Genomic DNA, 17363 nt, shown 5'->3' with positions numbered 1-17363 from the left:
ACCGAAGAGCACAAAAGGTTCCATCAAAAATCGAATAAAATGGATGGCGCATTTCGCAAGATGGTGTTTTCAGCCGCTGCGCTGCTGCTGTCGCAAACGGGAAATCCGGTCCCATTCCTGCGCCTGATGCGCCTTGGATGTCGTCTCGACGATGAAGTCGATATGGGCCTCCGCCGCCGCTCTTGCCGCTGCCGGATCGCCGGCGGCGATGGCGTCGTGGATGGCGATATGCTGCCTCAACACCTCGTCATGGGCGCCTGCGACGGTGAAGATGAGATGGCGATTGTAAAAAATGTCGTCGCTCAGAAGCCGGTAGCAGGAGCGTAGCGTGTGCATCAGCACGATATTATGCGCTGCCTCACCAATGGCATTGTGAAACTCCACATCGCCCGAAAGCTCCTCTTCGAAGCGGCCCGCCTCATGCGCCTCACGCATCCTGTCGACGATGGCGGCAAGGTTGCGCCGGTCCGGCTCTGTCGCCCGCTGTGCGGCAAGTTCGGCGGTCATTCCTTCGATATAACGGCGATATTCGAGGAAATCCCGCGTCGCCCTGCTGTGGCGGGTGATCAGTGCGCTGAGCGGGTCTGAAAAGACCGCGCCGACAATATCGGCGACATAGGTGCCGCCGCCATGTCTGCTCACGAGAAGGCCGCGGGTCTCAAGCTCCTTCAGCGCTTCCCGCAGGATCGGGCGTGATACATCCAGCTTCTGCGCCAGTTCCCGTTCGCCCGGCAGCCGGTCGCCATCCCGCAAGATGCCGTCGAGGATCAGTTCCTCAAACCGCAGCACGACCTCCTGCGATGTGCGGCTGTGCTCGATGCGCGCAAAAAGCGTTTCGTCCATCGCAGAAGTCTCCGGCGAGATGCCGCCCCGTATTTGATGCCGTGCAAAGTACCAGCGAAGCGTCGCACTGGTCAAATATTCTATCCAGTTCTTCGTGTGCCTTTTCCTGCCTGCGGCAACACGGCATCTGCCCTTTGAAACTGGCTTTTGTTAAAGCAGCAGCTGGACAGGGTGATGATGGCGGATTCTTCCGCCAGATGGATCAAAACAATTACATTGGCTTCGATTGCGGTGTTTTCATTGCGATCGATGGCTTAGAAATCCGGGACAAGAAGCGGGGACGATATCGCAATGGCCAAGGGTAGATTTGCATTCGCAAGCGCGCCGGAAAGGTCGCTGGCACTGGGCGAGGTGCATGCGCGGCCGACCGTGCTGCTCGCCCCATCGCGCATCATCATCCAGCTCGCCTTCATGATGGATGGCGGCTCGGCCGTGCATCACTCGGTCATCGCGGAAATGTCGCGCAGCCGTGGTGTCGCACCACCGGAACGAGATGCCCGCCACCATGCCATGCCCTGGGGGCAGGGGACTCTTCGCTGGGAGCGGCATACCGAGTTCTCGACCTGGTTCTGGGATGGCCCCGCACCGGAAAAATTTGGCGGCGAAATCGCGGGCGATCCCTTCGGCGACGGCTTTTCGCCACCCGGCTCGCTAATCTCGGGCGTGCGGCTGGAAATCCGTCCTGAGAACGGTGTCACCTCCCAGGCGGAAGCGATGTTCGAACCGACCAGCCTCTGTCACAGCGATGTGCGCGACGGGCAGGCCGCTATCCTCACCGATTTCCGCCAGGATCGCGACGGGCTGACGCAGATATTGGTGATCGACCGGGGCCTCACCGATTACAGCCGCGGCGCGCTGGTGCAGCGGCTGCTGGATATCGAGACCTACCGCACGCTCGCCATGCTTGGCCTGCCGATGGCGCAGACGCTGTCGCCGGAAATCCGCCGCATCGAGGATGGTCTGACCGGCATCACCCAACGCATGAAAAACGGTGCGCGCGACGAGGCCGATGCGCTGCTGGCGGAGATGACCCGGCTTGCGGCGGAACTCGAAGCCAATGCCGCGCTCAGCCTCTATCGTTTCGGCGCCAGCCGCGCCTATGACGGCATCGTGCGCGAACGCATCCGGGCGCTGGCGGAAACGCCGGTGCAGGGCCATGAGACCATGGGCAGCTTTCTGGAACGGCGCATGGCGCCCGCCATGCGCACCTGCCAGTCGGTGGAGGAGCGGCAGGCCAACCTGTCGCGCAAGCTCTATCGCGCCACGGCTCTGGTTCGAAGCTGGATCGATGTGGAACTGGAGCGGCAGAACACGGTGTTGCTCAACACCATGAACAAACGCGCCGCCATGCAGCTTCGCCTGCAGCAGACGGTCGAAGGCCTCTCGGTCGCCGCCATCTCCTATTATGTCGTCGGCCTCATCGGTTATCTCACCAAGGCGATCAGCCATGATGTGCTTCCGGTTGATCCGGCCGTGGTCACCGGTATCTCCGTTCCCGTCGCCGTGCTTGGCGTGTGGTGGGTCGTGCGCCGCATCCGCCGCTCCCATGCAGAGGGCGGGCACTAAGGGACCACCTAGTCTCCCTCATTCCTGTGCTTGTCACAGGGATGAGGAAGGCGGCGGCGCCTTCAACCCTGCTCCCAATAGGGCGAAGGCCCATAAAGTCCGGCCAGATAGTCGATGAACAGCCGCACCTTCGCGGGTAGGAACTGCCGGCTCGGATAAACCGCCGACAGCGTGACATTGCGCGATCCCTCATAACCGGGCAGCACTTGTACCAGCTTCCCGCTGCGCAATTCATGGCCGATATCCCAGGTGGAACGCAGCGCAATGCCAAGTCCTGATATCACCGCCTCGCGGATCACTTCGCTCGAATTGGTGACCAGCATTCCCTCCGGCCGGATGCTGAGCGCACCGCCCGGCCCCTCCAGTCGCCACACGTCGTTATTGTGCGCCGGCAGGCAGCGGTGTTTCTTCAGATCCTCGATTGTCGCCGGCATGCCGTGGGCCGCCACATAGTCCGCCGAGGCGCAGAGCACGCGGCGCACCGGCGCCAGACGGCGGGCGACGAGGCTGGAGGAGTTGAGATCGGCAATACGGATAGCCAGGTCGTAACCACCCTCGATGATATCGATGAACTCGTCGCTGAGCACCAGATGGACCGAGAGGTCCGGATGCCGCTCCATGAATGTCTTCAGATGCGGCGCGATATGCATGCGCCCGAAGGAGGTGGGTGCGGAAACCTTCAGTGTGCCGTTGACGGTGTTGGCGCGGCCGGAGACGAAATCCTCCGCTTCCTCCAGCCCTTCCAATACGGCCAGCACCCGCTCGTAAAAGCCCTGTCCCGCTTCGGTCAAAGAAATCTGCCGCGTGGTGCGCTGGAAAAGTCGTGCGCCGAGCTTTTCTTCCAGCCGCTTGATGCGCTTGGAAATGACGGCGGGCGAATAACCAAGCTCCTTGGCGGCAAGCGACATGCTGCCGGAGGCGGCAACGCTTGCGAAGACTTCCAGATCGCCCAGATTTGTCATAGTTGCCCTTGATTGTTTCCGGAATGGAAAAAATCCATATCATTTGATTGCGCCGTTTCAAAGTGGTAAAGAAACAATACCAGTTGGTGAAATGGCATGGAGGAGGGGCGGTGACACAGCCGATAAAGTTTCTGGAGCCGCGCGCGAAGGTGGTCGCAGATCGCGACCGCATCATAGCGGATCTCAAGGATATTCTGCCGGCGGACTGTCTTGTGCACGAGCCGCGCGAACTCGTGCCTTTCGAAACCGATGCCTTTGTCTCTTATCGCCGCCTGCCGCTTGCCGTGGCGCTGCCGAAGACGACCGAGGACGTGGCGGCGGTGATGAAATATTGTCATCGCTACGGCATTCCAGTCGTGCCGCGCGGCGCAGGCACCTCGCTTTCCGGCGGGGCGATCCCGCAGGAGGATGCGGTGGTGATCGGCCTTTCGAAGATGAGCGCGATCCTTGAGCTTGATTTTTACAATCGCACGGCGCGGGTGCAGGCGGGAGTTACCAATCTCTCCATTTCCGATGCGGCCGGCGCTGAAGGCTTCTTTTATGCGCCTGATCCCAGTTCGCAGCTGGCCTGCACCATCGGCGGCAATATCGGCATGAATTCCGGCGGCGCGCATTGCCTGAAATATGGCGTCACCACCAATAATCTGCTCGGCGTGAAAATGGTGCTGGTGGATGGCACTGTTCTCGAATTGGGTGGCAAATATCTCGATGCCGGCGGTTACGACCTGCTCGCCCTCGTCTGCGGCTCGGAAGGCCAGCTCGGCATCGTCACCGAGGCGACGGTACGGCTGATCGCCAAGCCGGAAGGCGCGCGCCCGGTGCTGTTCGGCTTCGAGACCTCGGAAGAAGCGGGCTCCTGCGTGGCCGATATCATCGGTGCGGGTATCATCCCTGTTGCCATCGAGTTCATGGACAAGCCGGCCATCGAGATCTGCGAGGCCTTCGCCAAAGCGGGATATCCGCTGGATGTCGGCGCGCTTCTGATCGTGGAGGTCGAAGGCTCCGAGGCGGAAATGGACGCCATGCTTGCCGATATCGTCACCATTGCCCGAAAACATGGCGTGAAGACGGTGAAGGAATGCCAGTCGGCCATGGAGGCTGCGGCGATCTGGAAAGGCCGCAAATCCGCCTTCGGCGCAACGGGCCGCATCGCGGATTATATCTGCATGGATGGCACGGTGCCGCTTTCCCAGCTTTCTTATGTGCTGAAAAAGACGAGCGAGATCACCGACCGTCTCGGCCTGCGCGTCGCAAACGTCTTCCATGCCGGTGATGGCAACATGCATCCGCTCATCCTGTTCAATGCCAATGATCCTGAAGACGCGGCCCGCGCGGAAGAGGCAGGCAATGAAATATTGAAGCTCTGTGTGGATGCGGGTGGCTGTTTGACCGGCGAGCATGGTGTGGGCATCGAAAAACGCGATCTGATGCGCCACCAATATGGTGAGGCCGATCTTGCCCAGCAGATGGCGGTGCGCGCGGCTTTTGACGAGGGTTGGTTGATGAATCCTTCCAAGGTGTTTCCGCTGGAGGGGAGGGAGTGATGGGTGTGAGTTTTATGGTCTCTGTGGGTACGGCTCTCCCCCCTCTGCCCTGCCGGGCATCTCCCCCTCAAGGGGGGAGATCGGCAAGACGCCCGCGCATCGCTTCATTCGCAGCGTTCGAGAGTGGAGTGAGAGATCGCCTCGATTCGATCTCCCCCCTTGAGGGGGAGATGCCCGGCAGGGCGGAGGGGGGTATCCCTTGCGAAAACTTCGCTGTCCCATGCCCGGAGCCCGCAACCCCATGCTGACGCCGTACGCAGAAACCCAGGTCGCCGATATCATCCGCGACCACGCGACCCGAAGAATCCCGCTGAAAATCTTCGGCGGCAATACCCGCTCCGGTTTCGGCAATGCCGTGGCGGCGGAAACCGGGCTGAGCTCCCGCGCAATGGCTGGCATCGTTTCCTACGTCCCCGCCGAAATGGTCATGACCGTCAGGGCCGGCACGCCACTTGCCACCATCGAAGCCGCCCTTGCACAAAACCGGCAGATGATGGCCTTCGAGCCGATGGACCACCGCCCGATCATGGGCACAGAAGGTGAGCCGACCATCGGCGGCGTCTTTGCCGCCAATGCCTCCGGCCCGCGCCGTTATGTGGCGGGTGCCGCCCGCGACAGCCTGCTCGGCATCCGTTTCGTCAATGGCAGCGGCGAGATCATCAAGGCCGGCGGCCGGGTGATGAAGAATGTCACCGGGCTCGACCTGTCGAAGTTCCTTGCCGGATCTTTCGGCACGCTCGGTTTTCTCACGGAGGTGACTTTCCGCGTATTGCCGAAACCGCCTGCGGAAAAAACCGTGGTCGTTTCCGGTCTCGACGATGAGGCGGCGACACGCATCATGGCCGCGGCGATGGCGCTGAGCGTCGAGGTCTCCGGAGCGGCGCATCTGCCCGAAAGCGTGCGTTCCCGCTTCATCGATGGCGACCTGCCGGAAGGTCCGGCGACAATTCTGCGGCTGGAAGGGCTCTCCGCCTCGGTGGAAGCGCGCGCCCGTAAACTCCTCTCCGTCATGGACCGGGTCGGGCCATGGGCGCTGCTGGAGGGCGAAGAGAGCGGGCTTTTATGGCGGCAGGTGTGCGATGTTGCGCCCTATGCCGGTCAGAATACCAAGCCGCTGTGGAAAGTCTCCGTTGCACCTGCCGCCGGCCACCGGCTCGTCGCTGCGCTACGCATGGAAGCGGGCATCGATGCCTTTTATGACTGGCAGGGTGGTCTTGTCTGGATGCAGATGGAGGCGGACCCGGAGGCCGCTTTGCTGCGCGGCGCTATCAAGGCGCTGGGCGGCGGCCATGCCACGCTGGTGAGGGCAAGCGATGCCGTGCGCGCCACTGTGGCGGCCTTCGAACCGCGCCCGGCGGCGGAGGCCATCCTGTCTGCACGTATCAGGGAAAAACTCGATCCGGCGGGCATCTTTAATCCCGGCAAGATGGCCGTAACGATGCAAAGGGCGGTCTGAACCATGCAAACATCCTTCACGCCGCAGCAACTGGCCGATCCGCATGTGGCGGAATCCGAAAAAATCCTGCGCAAATGCGTGCATTGCGGTTTCTGCACTGCCACCTGTCCCACCTATGTGACACTCGGCAACGAGCTGGACAGCCCGCGCGGCCGTATTTACCTCATCAAGGACATGCTGGAAAACAGCCGCCCGGCCGACCGTGAGGTCGTCACCCATATCGACCGCTGTCTTTCCTGTCTTGCCTGCACCACCACCTGTCCCTCCGGCGTGGATTACATGCATCTTGTCGATCATGCCCGCGCCCACATCGAACAGACGTACAAGCGCCCGTTCATGGATCGGCTGATCCGCAATCTTCTGGTCGCGGTTCTGCCCCATCCCACCCGTTTCCGGCTGGCCTTGCAGCTGGCAAGGCTGGCGCGGCCTTTCGCGGGCCTGCTTGCCAAAGCCCCGGCGCTAAAACCGCTGCAATCCATGCTCGCTCTCGCCCCCGCTGCTGTTCCTGCGGCCTCCGCCTCCACCCGTCCGGGAGAAAGACCGGCCGAGGGCGAAAAGCGCGGGCGCGTCGCCATCCTTACCGGCTGCGCCCAGCCGGTGCTCGACCCCGGTATCAATGAGGCAACGCTGAGGCTTCTCGCGCGGCTTGGCATTGAGGTTGTGGTGCCGAAGGGCGAGGGCTGCTGCGGCTCGCTGGTGCATCATATGGGCCGGGAGGAAGAGGCGCTCGCTCAAGCAAGGCGTAATGTCGATGTCTGGACCCGGGAGATGGAAAATGGCGGCCTTGACGCTATCATCATTACCGCGTCGGGTTGCGGCACCACCATCAAGGATTACGGCCACATGCTGCGGCTTGATCCCGCCTATGCGGAAAAAGCCGCGCGGGTTTCGGCGCTGGCGAAGGACATCACCGAATATCTCGCCGGTCTCGATCTGCCGCAAAGGCAGAGCCAGGGCCTGACGGTTGCCTATCATTCCGCCTGCTCCATGCAGCACGGCCAGAAGATAACGCTCGCACCGAAACAGCTGCTGAAGGCGGCGGGTTTCATAGTGCGTGATCCGGCGGAGGGGCATCTCTGCTGCGGCTCAGCAGGGACCTACAACATCCTGCAGCCGGAGATTTCCGGCAAGCTGAAGGCCCGCAAGGTGAAGAACATCGAGGCCACACGGGCGGATGTCATCGCCACCGGCAATATCGGCTGCATCACGCAGATCGGAACCGGCACTGATATGCCGATCCTGCACACGGTGGAGCTGCTGGACTGGGCTTATGGCGGGCCGAAACCGGCGAGGCTTTCGGTTTAGAGCGCCGTTTGCCGATAAGGCAGCGATCCGGAATGACGGCGCGTGACGATAGGTTGGGGCCGGTGCGCCTTTCGGAGGCTTCTCCTCATCCCTGTGCTTGTCACAGGGATCCAGCCAGCCCAAGGACTTGGGCTGAAAGGACTCTCCCCGCCGCGCAGACGCGCGCGACGGCTGGATTCCTGTGACGAGCACAGGAATGAGGGAAGAGGGTGGTTACTCCGATACTAGAACTTATACGCCACGCCGAAATTCACCGCATTGGTAATGATATCGGTCTTCAACGAGCCGCCATTGTCGATATCGACGTCGACGAAGGAATAAGTGCCCTTATATTCCACGAAGGTCGACCAATTGTCGGTGATGCGGTAGCTGAGGCCGGCCTGCGCCTGCAGGGTTGCGCCGCCGAACTGGTATTCGAAGGTCTTGCCCGAGGGACGATATACTTCCACATGCGGCACATTGATGCCGACGCCGGCGCCGACGTAAGGGGTGATCGGCAGGGATTCCAGCGGAAAGCGGTAGAGCGCGTTCAGCGTCAAAAGGTTCAGGCCGTCGGTGAATTCGAAATGCGACCAGCCGGAGCGGGCAAGCGTCTGGTCGTCGGCATAGACCTTGTCATGGGTGAAATCGAGCGAAATACCGAAATTCCGGAGCTGGCCCTCATCGAACCAGTAGGTGCCGCGCACGCCCCAATAGGGCGGGTTGGAAAAGGACTTTCCTTCCCATCCGGCCCGGAAATCCGGCCCGTCGGAAACCTTCACATCGCTGTGCGGCGCGCTTTGCCAGCCGCCGTAACCGGAAATTTCAAGTTCGCCCGCTATTGCGGCAGAGAAGGAAACGCCGCTGCAGAGCAGGGCGCAAACAAATAAAGTATGGCGCGACATGAAGTGAATCCAGATTGATATCAGTAATTCACCAAAGCGTTTTTTGATAACATTTGAATGACAGAAACGAAAAACGGGCGGTCTATTGACCACCCGTTTTAAGGCCGTTCCGTCATCCCCCTGAGAGAGGTCCGGCGCCTGGCGTCCCCCGCCAAGTCTCAATTTCATTGAAGTGAGCCGGATTGTACCGCTGCAAGGCGGCAATTCAAGCGGATACGCCGCCATTCCGGCCCTGCAGCGGCCGGAATGACTGAACCGTTGCCATCATATCACTATGACCCTGGTTCCCACATTCACGCGCTCGTAAAGATCGGTGACATCCTCGTTGCGCATGCGGATGCAGCCGGAGGAATTGTTGCTGCCGATCGTCCAGGGCTGATTGGTGCCGTGAATGCGGTAAAGAGTCGAGCCGAGATACATGGCGCGCGCGCCCATCGGGTTGGCCGGGCCGCCTTCCATGAAGGCCGGCAGGTAATGTCCCTTGGCCGCCTCGCGGGTGATCATTTCCTTCGGCGGGGTCCAGCTCGGCCACTCTGCCTTGCGGGTCACCTTGTGGGTTCCGGCCCATTCGAAACCGGGCTTGCCGACGCCGACGCCGTAACGCCGGGCCTTGCCATCGGCGAGCACGAGATAGAGGAAGCGGTTCGGCGTATCGATGACGATGGTGCCGGGCTTCTCAGCGGTGTCATAGTTCACGATCTGCGGCAGGAATTGCGGCGCGATCTGGGTGCGCACCGGTGCGTTCGGGCGGACGGCGGCATTCTGCACCCGTGCCGGGCGCTGCGATGTGACGCCGGAGCTGGGTCGCTGCGGCATGGCGGCCGCCTGGCGCTGCTGGAACAGCGGCTGGCGTGCGGCAGGCGCGCGCGGATAGACCACGGGTCGAACATTGCCGCGGCCACCGAGCTGGGTTACCCAAGGGGCAGAAAGGTCCGGGCTGACGACGACGGGCGGACGCTCGCGATAACGCTCATTGGCCATGGCGGCCGGGACGGCGAGGGTGGAAACGAGGCTCAGCGCCAGAAAAACGGACTTCATCGGCATCGGGTGGACTCTCTCTGCGGGATGTCGCAACTATGAATTTGCGGGACTGTTCGTCCGCTTTGCCGGACACGTTCGCACCTCGACGCCAGCGAATCGTAAATGGCTGTTCATTAAAAAGCGCTTGATTAGGGAAAGCTGGATTTAAGGTTAGCGCCCGGTTTTGAAACGTGGTGAATGAGTGGTAAGCGCGCAGGTTCACACCGCTTGCGAGCGGTAGCGAAAGGGATTGTCGGCACAATGAGCGAAGCGGGACTTGAAACGGGCGCGGATGGCCTTGTGCGGTGTTTCTGGCAGCAGGGGCTGGAAGATTACAGCCGTTATCACGACGAGGAATGGGGTTATCCCGTCACCGATGATCGCCGCCTGTTCGAGAAGATCTGTCTGGAAGGTTTTCAGTCCGGCCTTTCCTGGCTGACGGTTCTGCGCAAGCGCGAGCCTTTCCGTCTTGCCTTCGCCAATTTCGAATTCGAAAAGGTGGCTGAGTTCGGCGAGGCCGATATCGAGCGCTGCCTTGCCGACAAGGGCATTATCCGCCATCGCGGCAAGATCGTTTCGACCATCAACAATGCCCGCCGCGCCGTGGCGCTGCGCGACGAATTCGGTTCGCTCGCGCGTTATTTCTGGGGTTTCGAACCCGCTGCCGCAGAAAGGCCGCAAAGGCTCGACTATGCGACGTTAAGGGCCAACCCCACCAGCGCCGCCTCCACTCGTCTTTCCAGGGATCTGAAGAAGCGGGGCTGGACTTTCGTCGGCCCGACGACCGTCTATGCATTCATGCAGGCCATGGGTATGGTCAACGATCATATCGAAGGCTGTCATTGCCGCCAGCCGATAGAGGTCATGCGGCGGGAGTTTGTACGTCCATGAAGGTAACCTCCCTTCTCCTGGCTCTCACCATGGTCGTGGCCGCCGTGCCGCATTCCTCCTTCGCCGAAGAAGGCCGCAATGTCGACGGCATCTGGCTGGATGACGGCGAAAGGCTGAAGGAAGTGGCGCTGCCACCGGCCGGCCCGCTGAAGCTTGACGGCTGGACGCGGCGCGGGCGCGGCGATGTCTATCGCCTGAAGGTGAAGGCCGGGCAGACGGTGAAGATCGAGCTTGCCGCCTCCAGCGAATTCGTCCTGATGGCGGTCTTCGATTTTTCGACGCCGGATGAGGATGCGATCTTCTTCAGCGATTCCGAAGGCAAGGTCGCGACGCTGACGCCGAAGGCGGATACGGAATGGCTGATCCGCCCGACGCTTATTCTGGGATCACCGCGCCGTGGGCTGGGCGCGCACTACACGTTGACGGTCAGCACCGGAAAATAACGGCCCGCCTTTTGTTCAGGCCGCCTGGGTCAGCACAATCAGGCCGAAACTCAGAACACAGAGCAGCACGAGTGACAGGCTGGCGGCGATGATGACCTTGCCGCCGGCATGGCGCAGGCTGCGGATATCGACCGAAAGGCCCAAAGCCGCCATCGACATGATGGTGAGGATGTTGGAGAGCGAGGCGACGGGGCCGATCAGAGCCTCGGGAATAAGGCCGAAGGACCGGGCCATGATCATCAGCACGAAGCCGATGATGAACCACGGAACCATCTGCTGCAGCTTCAGGCGTCCCTTGTCGGACCGGCCGTGGATAACGGAGAGGGCAGCGATCACGGGCCCCAGCATCAAAACGCGGATGAGCTTGACGATGGTGCCGGTCTGCACGGCGATCGCGCCGAGCGGGGCGGTGGCCGCCAGAACCTGCGGCACGGCATAGACCGTCAGGCCGGCGAAAATTCCGTATTGGGTGGCATCGAGACCCAAAAGCTGCGGCAGGAACGGCATCAAAAGAACGGCGGCGACGCCGAGAACCGCGGTAAAGGCAATCGAGGCGGCAACATCTTCCGGCTTGGCGCCAATGGCGGGCGCTGCGGCGGCAATGGCGGAATTGCCGCAGATGGAGTTGCCGCAGGCAATCAGCGTCGCGAGCTTGGGTGGCAGGCCCAGCATTCGTCCGGCCGCGTAGCTCACGACCAGCGACAGCGCGACGATCAGCGCAATGCCGCCGATCAGCAAGCCGCCTGCGCCTTTGAGGATGGAAAGGCTCAGGGATGCGCCAAGAAGCGCCACCGCGATTTCGAGCAGCGTCTTGGCGCTGAACTTTATACCGGCCGAAGCGACGGCAGGCAGAGACACCAGCGAACGCAGCAGCGTGCCGATCAGAATGGCGAGCACAAGATCGCCAAGCCATGCGTGGCCCGCAAGCCGCACCTGAAAGCGCTCCGCCAGAATGGCGGCGCAGCTGACCGCCGCGCAGATGAGAATTCCCGGCAGAAGCGGGGTAAGCCAGCGGAGCGAAAACTGAAAGGGATGAGCGAGGGTGCGATGTTGTGCCATGGCCAGACAATGCCGCAGCCGCCTGTTTTATTCTATCAAATAATATGGCATATATTATTCGATAAAATCGAATGAATGATCATGACCTTTGAACAGCTCCGCATCTTCATCGCCGTTGCCGAACGCGAACACCTCACAAGGGCCGCAGAAGCCATCGGTTTGACCGCCTCCGCCGTCAGCTCCGCCATCAAGAATCTCGAAGCATTTTATAATGTCGAGCTGTTCCATCGCGTCGGCCGCAACATTGAATTGACCGAAAGCGGTCGGGTTTTTCTGGGTGAAGCCAAGGCGACGCTGGCGCGTGTGCGCAATGCGGAATTGATTCTCTCCGAAATGGGCGGGCTGACGCGTGGTGAAATCACCGTCTGCGCCAGCCAGACCATTGCAAGCTACTGGCTGCCGCCGATCCTGATGCAGTTCAAGAAACTCTATCCCGGCGTGACCGTGCGGCTTGATATCGGCAATACCAAGACGGTGACGCAGGCGGTGCTTGACGGTCTGGCGGAGGTCGGTTTCATCGAAGGCAGGATTGATGAGCCGGCTTTGATGGTGCAGCCCGTCGTCTCCGACAAGCTGCTGGTCGTCACCGGTTCGGCCCACCCCTTTGCCGATGGTCGTTACCTCACCGCGCTCGATATGCTCTATGGCACCTCCTGGGTGCTGCGCGAACAGGGCTCCGGCACCCGCTCCGCCTTCGAGGCGGCCGTGCGGCAGATGGGGGTGGATCCCGCTGAACTGTCCGTCATGCTGGAACTGCCGTCCAATGAGGCGGTGGTGATGGCGGCGCGTTCCGGGGGCGCCGCCACGGCGGTGTCCGCCTCAGTGGCATCCCTGTTCCTGCGGCAAGGGTTGCTCGTCCGCGCCGGCATCGATCTGCCTGCCCGCAACTTCGCTTTGCTGCGTCACAAGGAACGTCACACCAGCCGGGCCGCGATGGAACTGGAGCGCCTCAGCCGGGCGGCGTCGGAGGATTACAAGGCCGGCCTTGCGGGATTGTAGCAGAGTGGCGAGTGGCACCGTTGGCATGGGAAGGCCGCCGCCTGCTTCTTCTCCCCGCCGGGGAGAAGTCCGCGGCAGCGGGATGAGGGGGCGACGGTCGAAATATTCGGAGAGCTTGCCCCCTCATCCGACCCTTCGGGCCACCTTCTCCCCGGCGGGGAGAAGAAAAGGGGAGCGCCGCAACCGGCGTTCCCCATTCGTCAGCATCAATCACTTGCCTTTGGACTCCAGCCAGGCCTTCATCATGGCGATCTCGCCTTCCTGCGCCTTGATCACCTCTTCAGCCAGCTTGCGGATTTCCGGATTCTTGCCGTATTCTAGCTGGACCTTGGCCATATCGATTGCGCCCCGATGGTGCGGGATCATGCCGCGCACGAAATCGACATCGGCATCACCGCTATAATCGATGGCCATATCGCCATGCATTTTCTTGCTGGCTTCCATGAAGGCCTTGGTGGAAGCGCTGTCGCTCATCGTGCCTTTTGACATGTCATGTCCGGCATGGCCGCCCGCATCCTGTGCAAAAACGGGCATGGCGAGAGAGGCTGCGAAAGCGACGGCGAGCGTCATGGTCTTGATAGACATGGATTATCCTTCCTGTGTCTGACGGATTTTTCGATGGTGGTCTGAAAAAATCTGCGGTCAGGCGCGGGGAGGCGGCAGCGGCGGGGCGAAAGCCTTGCCGTCGAAGGCAATGCCGCGTTGCGGCTTCGGATAGGCAAACGTCATGCATCCGCTATCGGCGAAGATGGTTCGTGGAACCACGATCAGGCACGCGGCGCAGGAACCGGGATGGGCGGCATTGTCACCATGCGGACAGCAACCGCCCGTTTCCGCTTTATGGGCCGCATTCTCCGCGTGTTTTTGAGAGCCGTGGTCCCGATCATCTGCATGATGCGAATGGGCATCGTCGTGTTTCATCGGCGATTGTGAGGAAGCCGCCATGCCCGTCGGCATGCTCATCGCCATCTGCGCCGGCATTGCGCCGTAAAGCAGGCAGGCAAGGAACATCAATGTGCGGACCACCTGGGACATGGCGTGAATTTACCGCGGAAATTATGGAATAAGCATGACGATCAGGTGAGTTCGCGCGCAATGACGTGATGCACGATGCGGTAATCCCTGCTTTCCTCGCCAAACGGGGCAAGCGGCCATTCCCATGCGGCGGCGGGCGCAGGAAGCTCGATGCCATGCAGCAGGTCTTCGTGCTGGTGCAGATTACCATCCTTGCCGATGACGTCGAAGGAGGTGTCGGTTATCAGGCAGGCCTTGCAGGGCAGGCCAGCCAGCGCTTCCAGATGGGTGTGAATGAGCTTCGGCAGAAGATCGTCCGGGGCATCTGCGATCTTTTCCCGCTCCAGCCGGTGGCGCGCACCGGTGCCGATCTGTGACAGGAGATTGGCCGATACCACGAGATCGAGATAGGGCACCCGCCGCAGGAAATCGAGCGGTTCGGCCGGCCGGCCGGCGAGAACATCGTCAAAACCGGAAAGATCGCGACTGGCGATGCGGACATTCTTTTTGGCATTGAGGCGCAGCTTTGCCTGCACGCTGGCGAGATGCACCAGATCGACCAGCACGACGGTATCGAACATCGCCACCAGCGCATCATAGGGCACATCGCGCAACAGGCCCGAGCCCAGCACCACCGCCGTTCGCCGCTGCTTCAGCTTTCCGGCCGATTGCAGCACGAATTGCCGGCTGTTGTTTTCATGCTCTGCCCAGGCGTTGGCGCAGCGGTTGGCGCGCGCCCAGAGGTTGACGGAATAGCGTATATGCGGCCGGAATTCTTTCGGCGTGACCGCGCGTGTGGCGGCATATTGCAGGGCTTCGAGGATCATGAATGCCTATCGGTAGATTTCACGGCGATGGCCGATTTCGACCACCAGCACGACGAGCTTGTGATCCTGTATATCGCAGATGATGCGGTAATCGCCCACCCGGTAGCGCCAGAAATTTCCGAGTTCGGAGCCTTGAAGGGCGGCGCCGGTCCTTCGAGGGTTGCCATCTCTGGCAATGCGGTCCGTCAGAAAAGAAACGATGCGATTGGCATCGCTTTTCGTCAAAGCGCCCAGTTGCTTGACGGCAGCGCGCTGAAACTCAATTTTCCAGATCAAGATCACGCATCACTTCTTCCAGAGTATAGGTGCGTTCTTTATTGGCGATGCGCTGCCGCGTCGCCTCCTCCGCAAGATAAAGATCTTCCATATCCTCGATATGTTTCTCGATCGCCTCGCGGATGTAATAGGCGGATGTGCGGCCGGTGCGCTCGGAAAGCGCCTTCAGCCGCTCATAGGTCTCATCAGGCAGGCGGATGGCCGTCTGTTTGCTCATGGGTCGCGTCCTTCCCGATCCGAATTGGGATACATGTATCCCATATAGCACCGCCTGGCTGCGTGAGCCAGCAAAACCGGAGCCTTTGCGGCTTGCCGCACCGGGCTTCATCCTCTAATACACCGGCATAATTTCAGGAAAATATCGGATCGGCCCCATGAGCGAAAAAGCAAAAAAGCCTCAGAAACTGAAAGCCCGCCTGCCGCGCGGCTTCGTGGATCGAACGGCTGCCGATATTCATGCCGTGAATGAGATGATCGAGAAGATCCGCAAGGTCTATGAGCTCTACGGCTTCGATCCGGTGGAAACCCCGCTGTTCGAATATACCGATGCGCTCGGCAAATTCCTGCCCGATAGCGACCGTCCGAACGAAGGCGTGTTTTCGCTGCAGGATGACGACGATCAGTGGATGAGCCTGCGCTACGATCTGACCGCGCCGCTCGCCCGTCATGTCGCGGAAAACTTCAACGAAATCCAGCTGCCATACCGCACCTATCGCGCTGGCTACGTGTTCCGCAATGAAAAGCCCGGCCCCGGCCGCTTCCGGCAGTTCATGCAGTTCGATGCCGATACGGTGGGCGCCGCCGGCGTGCAGGCCGATGCCGAAATGTGCATGATGATGGCCGATACGCTGGAAGCGCTCGGAATCAAGCGCGGCGATTACGTCATTCGCGTCAACAACCGCAAGGTGCTTGATGGCGTCATGGAAGCCATCGGCCTCGGCGGCGAGGAAAATGCCGGCCGTCGTCTGAATGTGCTGCGCGCCATCGACAAGCTCGACAAGTTCGGTCCTGAAGGGGTGAGGTTGCTGCTCGGTCCCGGTCGCAAGGACGAGTCCGGTGATTTCACCAAGGGCGCGGGCCTTGGCGAGGAGCAGATCGAAAAGGTCCTGTTTTTCGTCGGCATCAAGGACTATACGGCAAGCGCCGATGATCTGGCGAAACTGGTTGCGGGCACCTCGAAAGGCGCGGAAGGCGTTGATGAACTGAACATCATCGGCGCTCTGGTCTCCGGTGCCGGTTACGATGCGACGCGCATCAAGATCGACCCCTCCGTCGTTCGCGGCCTCGAATATTATACCGGCCCGGTCTATGAGGCCGAGCTGTCCTTCGATGTCACCAATGAAAAGGGCGAAAAGGTCGTGTTCGGCTCGGTCGGCGGCGGCGGGCGTTATGACGGTCTCGTCTCGCGCTTCATGGGCCAGCCGGTTCCGGCCACGGGCTTCTCCATCGGTGTTTCGCGCCTGATGACGGCGTTGAAGAACCTCGGCAAGCTCGGCCAGGTCAAGCCGCTCGCACCGGTTCTGATCACCGTCATGGATGGCAATGTGGAAAGCATGGGCCGTTACCAGCGCTTCACGCAGGCGCTGCGCTCCGAGGGCATCCGTGCTGAAATGTACCAGGGCAACTGGAAGAAATTCGGCAACCAGCTGAAATATGCCGACCGTCTCGGCTCCCCCATCGCCATCATCCAGGGCGGTGACGAGCGTGCCGAAGGCGTGGTCCAGATCAAGGATCTGATCGAAGGCAAGCGCCTCTCCGGCGAAATCGAGGACAATGCCAGCTGGCGCGAGGCGCGCGTGGCGCAGGTCAGCGTGCCGGAGGCCGAACTGGTGGCGAAGGTCCGCGAGATTCTGGAGCATCAGGCAGAGGACGTTCGCCGCGCCGCCGAAGGGCGCTGAAGCCATGGCGATCCTTGCGCTCGACCATGTTCAGCTGGCGATGCCGGCGGGCCGCGAAGATGAGGCGCGTGCCTTTTATGGCGGCCTGCTTGGCTTTGCGGAGCAGGTCAAACCCGCTAATCTGGCCGCGCGTGGCGGATGCTGGTTTACCTGCGGCCCGATAAAGCTGCATCTTGGCGTTGAGCAGGATTTCCGGCCGGCGCGGAAAGCCCATCCGGCCTTTCTGGTCGATGATCTGGTGATCTTGCGAAAAACACTTGAAACTGCGGGCTGCCATGTGATTGAGGATGAGCCGTTTGAAGGATATCACCGGTTTTATGTCCATGATCCCTTCGGAAACCGTATCGAATTGATGCAACCGCTCGAACCGTGACGA

19 protein-coding genes are annotated in these 17363 nt (G+C 61.1%); 9 read left to right on the top strand and 10 right to left on the bottom strand.

What is annotated here, in order from left to right:
• Positions 1 to 69 precede the first annotated feature (69 nt).
• Complete coding sequence (locus V6R85_RS04525; protein ID WP_020010510.1) at positions 70 to 843, bottom strand: FadR/GntR family transcriptional regulator; 774 nt, start codon at positions 841 to 843, stop codon at positions 70 to 72.
• A gap of 291 nt (positions 844 to 1134) precedes the next feature.
• Here V6R85_RS04525 and V6R85_RS04520 point away from each other — a divergent pair, with 291 nt between their 5' ends.
• Positions 1135 to 2409 carry a DUF3422 family protein gene (locus V6R85_RS04520; protein WP_111833689.1) on the top strand — a complete coding sequence of 425 codons (1275 nt, stop codon included), beginning with the start codon at positions 1135 to 1137 and terminating at the stop codon, positions 2407 to 2409.
• A gap of 62 nt (positions 2410 to 2471) precedes the next feature.
• On the opposite strand, the gene V6R85_RS04515 is transcribed toward V6R85_RS04520, so the two are convergent.
• On the bottom strand, positions 2472 to 3371 hold the full coding sequence (locus V6R85_RS04515) for a LysR family transcriptional regulator (RefSeq protein WP_003503202.1): 900 nt from the start codon (positions 3369 to 3371) through the stop codon (positions 2472 to 2474).
• 110 nt (positions 3372 to 3481) lie between these two features.
• Between V6R85_RS04515 and V6R85_RS04510 the strand changes: the two genes are divergently transcribed.
• From V6R85_RS04510 to glcF, 3 genes are all read left to right on the top strand, one after another.
• Positions 3482 to 4915 (top strand): FAD-linked oxidase C-terminal domain-containing protein, encoded by a 1434-nt coding sequence (locus V6R85_RS04510; RefSeq protein WP_080865868.1) that lies wholly within the window; start codon positions 3482 to 3484, stop codon positions 4913 to 4915.
• 241 nt (positions 4916 to 5156) lie between these two features.
• The gene (locus V6R85_RS04505; RefSeq protein WP_111833688.1) at positions 5157 to 6371 is read left to right on the top strand and encodes an FAD-binding protein; all 1215 of its coding nucleotides are present in this window, start codon (positions 5157 to 5159) and stop codon (positions 6369 to 6371) included.
• A gap of 3 nt (positions 6372 to 6374) precedes the next feature.
• Positions 6375 to 7676, top strand: coding sequence for a glycolate oxidase subunit GlcF (gene glcF / locus V6R85_RS04500; protein WP_060726046.1), 1302 nt, complete (start codon positions 6375 to 6377; stop codon positions 7674 to 7676).
• A gap of 224 nt (positions 7677 to 7900) precedes the next feature.
• On the opposite strand, the gene V6R85_RS04495 is transcribed toward glcF, so the two are convergent.
• Positions 7901 to 8560 carry an outer membrane beta-barrel protein gene (locus V6R85_RS04495; RefSeq protein ID WP_080865871.1) on the bottom strand — a complete coding sequence of 220 codons (660 nt, stop codon included), beginning with the start codon at positions 8558 to 8560 and terminating at the stop codon, positions 7901 to 7903.
• A 264-nt stretch (positions 8561 to 8824) separates the two neighbouring features.
• Positions 8825 to 9604, bottom strand: coding sequence for a L,D-transpeptidase (locus tag V6R85_RS04490; RefSeq protein WP_003503197.1), 780 nt, complete (start codon positions 9602 to 9604; stop codon positions 8825 to 8827).
• Between the two features lie 237 nt (positions 9605 to 9841).
• Here V6R85_RS04490 and V6R85_RS04485 point away from each other — a divergent pair, with 237 nt between their 5' ends.
• Entirely contained in the window at positions 9842 to 10471 is a 630-nt protein-coding gene (locus V6R85_RS04485) for a DNA-3-methyladenine glycosylase I (protein WP_336377022.1), read from the top strand.
• The gene (locus V6R85_RS04480; RefSeq protein WP_087743401.1) at positions 10468 to 10914 is read left to right on the top strand and encodes a hypothetical protein; all 447 of its coding nucleotides are present in this window, start codon (positions 10468 to 10470) and stop codon (positions 10912 to 10914) included. Before V6R85_RS04485 ends, V6R85_RS04480 begins: the two co-directional genes overlap by 4 nt.
• Positions 10915 to 10929: 15 nt before the next feature.
• Here V6R85_RS04480 and V6R85_RS04475 read toward each other — a convergent pair whose 3' ends face one another.
• Positions 10930 to 11973 (bottom strand): YeiH family protein, encoded by a 1044-nt coding sequence (locus V6R85_RS04475; RefSeq protein WP_065694890.1) that lies wholly within the window; start codon positions 11971 to 11973, stop codon positions 10930 to 10932.
• A gap of 81 nt (positions 11974 to 12054) precedes the next feature.
• On the opposite strand from V6R85_RS04475, the gene V6R85_RS04470 reads away from it, so the two are divergent.
• Positions 12055 to 12972 (top strand): LysR substrate-binding domain-containing protein, encoded by a 918-nt coding sequence (locus V6R85_RS04470; protein ID WP_026363679.1) that lies wholly within the window; start codon positions 12055 to 12057, stop codon positions 12970 to 12972.
• Between the two features lie 210 nt (positions 12973 to 13182).
• Here V6R85_RS04470 and copM read toward each other — a convergent pair whose 3' ends face one another.
• Genes copM through relB form a run of 5 tightly spaced genes read right to left on the bottom strand, consistent with a single transcriptional unit; the run spans position 13183 to position 15306 of the window.
• Complete coding sequence (gene copM, locus V6R85_RS04465; protein ID WP_111833687.1) at positions 13183 to 13557, bottom strand: CopM family metallochaperone; 375 nt, start codon at positions 13555 to 13557, stop codon at positions 13183 to 13185.
• A gap of 57 nt (positions 13558 to 13614) precedes the next feature.
• Positions 13615 to 14007 carry a hypothetical protein gene (locus V6R85_RS04460; protein WP_236775528.1) on the bottom strand — a complete coding sequence of 131 codons (393 nt, stop codon included), beginning with the start codon at positions 14005 to 14007 and terminating at the stop codon, positions 13615 to 13617.
• Between the two features lie 41 nt (positions 14008 to 14048).
• Positions 14049 to 14813, bottom strand: a complete 765-nt coding sequence (locus tag V6R85_RS04455) for a hypothetical protein (protein WP_003503190.1) — start codon at positions 14811 to 14813, stop codon at positions 14049 to 14051.
• A 6-nt stretch (positions 14814 to 14819) separates the two neighbouring features.
• On the bottom strand, positions 14820 to 15089 hold the full coding sequence (locus V6R85_RS04450) for a type II toxin-antitoxin system RelE family toxin (RefSeq protein WP_003503189.1): 270 nt from the start codon (positions 15087 to 15089) through the stop codon (positions 14820 to 14822).
• A complete protein-coding gene (gene relB, locus V6R85_RS04445; protein WP_003503188.1) occupies positions 15073 to 15306 on the bottom strand; it encodes a type II toxin-antitoxin system RelB family antitoxin in 234 nt (77 codons plus the stop codon). The genes V6R85_RS04450 and relB overlap by 17 nt, the downstream gene beginning before the upstream one ends.
• Before the next feature lie 157 nt (positions 15307 to 15463).
• On the opposite strand from relB, the gene hisS reads away from it, so the two are divergent.
• Entirely contained in the window at positions 15464 to 16987 is a 1524-nt protein-coding gene (gene hisS, locus V6R85_RS04440; RefSeq protein WP_111833686.1) for a histidine--tRNA ligase, read from the top strand.
• Positions 16988 to 16991: 4 nt separating this feature from the next.
• Positions 16992 to 17360, top strand: a complete 369-nt coding sequence (locus tag V6R85_RS04435; protein ID WP_111833685.1) for a VOC family protein — start codon at positions 16992 to 16994, stop codon at positions 17358 to 17360.
• Positions 17361 to 17363 lie beyond the last annotated feature (3 nt).

The organism is Agrobacterium sp. CCNWLW32, assembly GCF_037083425.1.
Taxonomy (GTDB): domain Bacteria; phylum Pseudomonadota; class Alphaproteobacteria; order Rhizobiales; family Rhizobiaceae; genus Agrobacterium; species Agrobacterium radiobacter.
Note: the sequence above shows the minus strand (reverse complement) of the source record. Positions and strands in the feature narration are given on the sequence as shown.

Coding starts and splice junctions, on each gene's coding strand:
- V6R85_RS04470 (WP_026363679.1), top strand. CDS start 12,055: ATGACCTTTGAACAGCTCCGCATCTTCATCGCCGTTGCCGAACGCGAA.
- V6R85_RS04505 (WP_111833688.1), top strand. CDS start 5,157: ATGCTGACGCCGTACGCAGAAACCCAGGTCGCCGATATCATCCGCGAC.
- V6R85_RS04435 (WP_111833685.1), top strand. CDS start 16,992: ATGGCGATCCTTGCGCTCGACCATGTTCAGCTGGCGATGCCGGCGGGC.
- V6R85_RS04485 (WP_336377022.1), top strand. CDS start 9,842: ATGAGCGAAGCGGGACTTGAAACGGGCGCGGATGGCCTTGTGCGGTGT.
- relB (WP_003503188.1), bottom strand. CDS start 15,306: ATGAGCAAACAGACGGCCATCCGCCTGCCTGATGAGACCTATGAGCGG.
- V6R85_RS04525 (WP_020010510.1), bottom strand. CDS start 843: ATGGACGAAACGCTTTTTGCGCGCATCGAGCACAGCCGCACATCGCAG.
- V6R85_RS04495 (WP_080865871.1), bottom strand. CDS start 8,560: ATGTCGCGCCATACTTTATTTGTTTGCGCCCTGCTCTGCAGCGGCGTT.
- V6R85_RS04475 (WP_065694890.1), bottom strand. CDS start 11,973: ATGGCACAACATCGCACCCTCGCTCATCCCTTTCAGTTTTCGCTCCGC.
- hisS (WP_111833686.1), top strand. CDS start 15,464: ATGAGCGAAAAAGCAAAAAAGCCTCAGAAACTGAAAGCCCGCCTGCCG.
- V6R85_RS04515 (WP_003503202.1), bottom strand. CDS start 3,371: ATGACAAATCTGGGCGATCTGGAAGTCTTCGCAAGCGTTGCCGCCTCC.
- copM (WP_111833687.1), bottom strand. CDS start 13,557: ATGTCTATCAAGACCATGACGCTCGCCGTCGCTTTCGCAGCCTCTCTC.
- V6R85_RS04520 (WP_111833689.1), top strand. CDS start 1,135: ATGGCCAAGGGTAGATTTGCATTCGCAAGCGCGCCGGAAAGGTCGCTG.
- V6R85_RS04480 (WP_087743401.1), top strand. CDS start 10,468: ATGAAGGTAACCTCCCTTCTCCTGGCTCTCACCATGGTCGTGGCCGCC.
- glcF (WP_060726046.1), top strand. CDS start 6,375: ATGCAAACATCCTTCACGCCGCAGCAACTGGCCGATCCGCATGTGGCG.
- V6R85_RS04490 (WP_003503197.1), bottom strand. CDS start 9,604: ATGCCGATGAAGTCCGTTTTTCTGGCGCTGAGCCTCGTTTCCACCCTC.
- V6R85_RS04455 (WP_003503190.1), bottom strand. CDS start 14,813: ATGATCCTCGAAGCCCTGCAATATGCCGCCACACGCGCGGTCACGCCG.
- V6R85_RS04460 (WP_236775528.1), bottom strand. CDS start 14,007: ATGTCCCAGGTGGTCCGCACATTGATGTTCCTTGCCTGCCTGCTTTAC.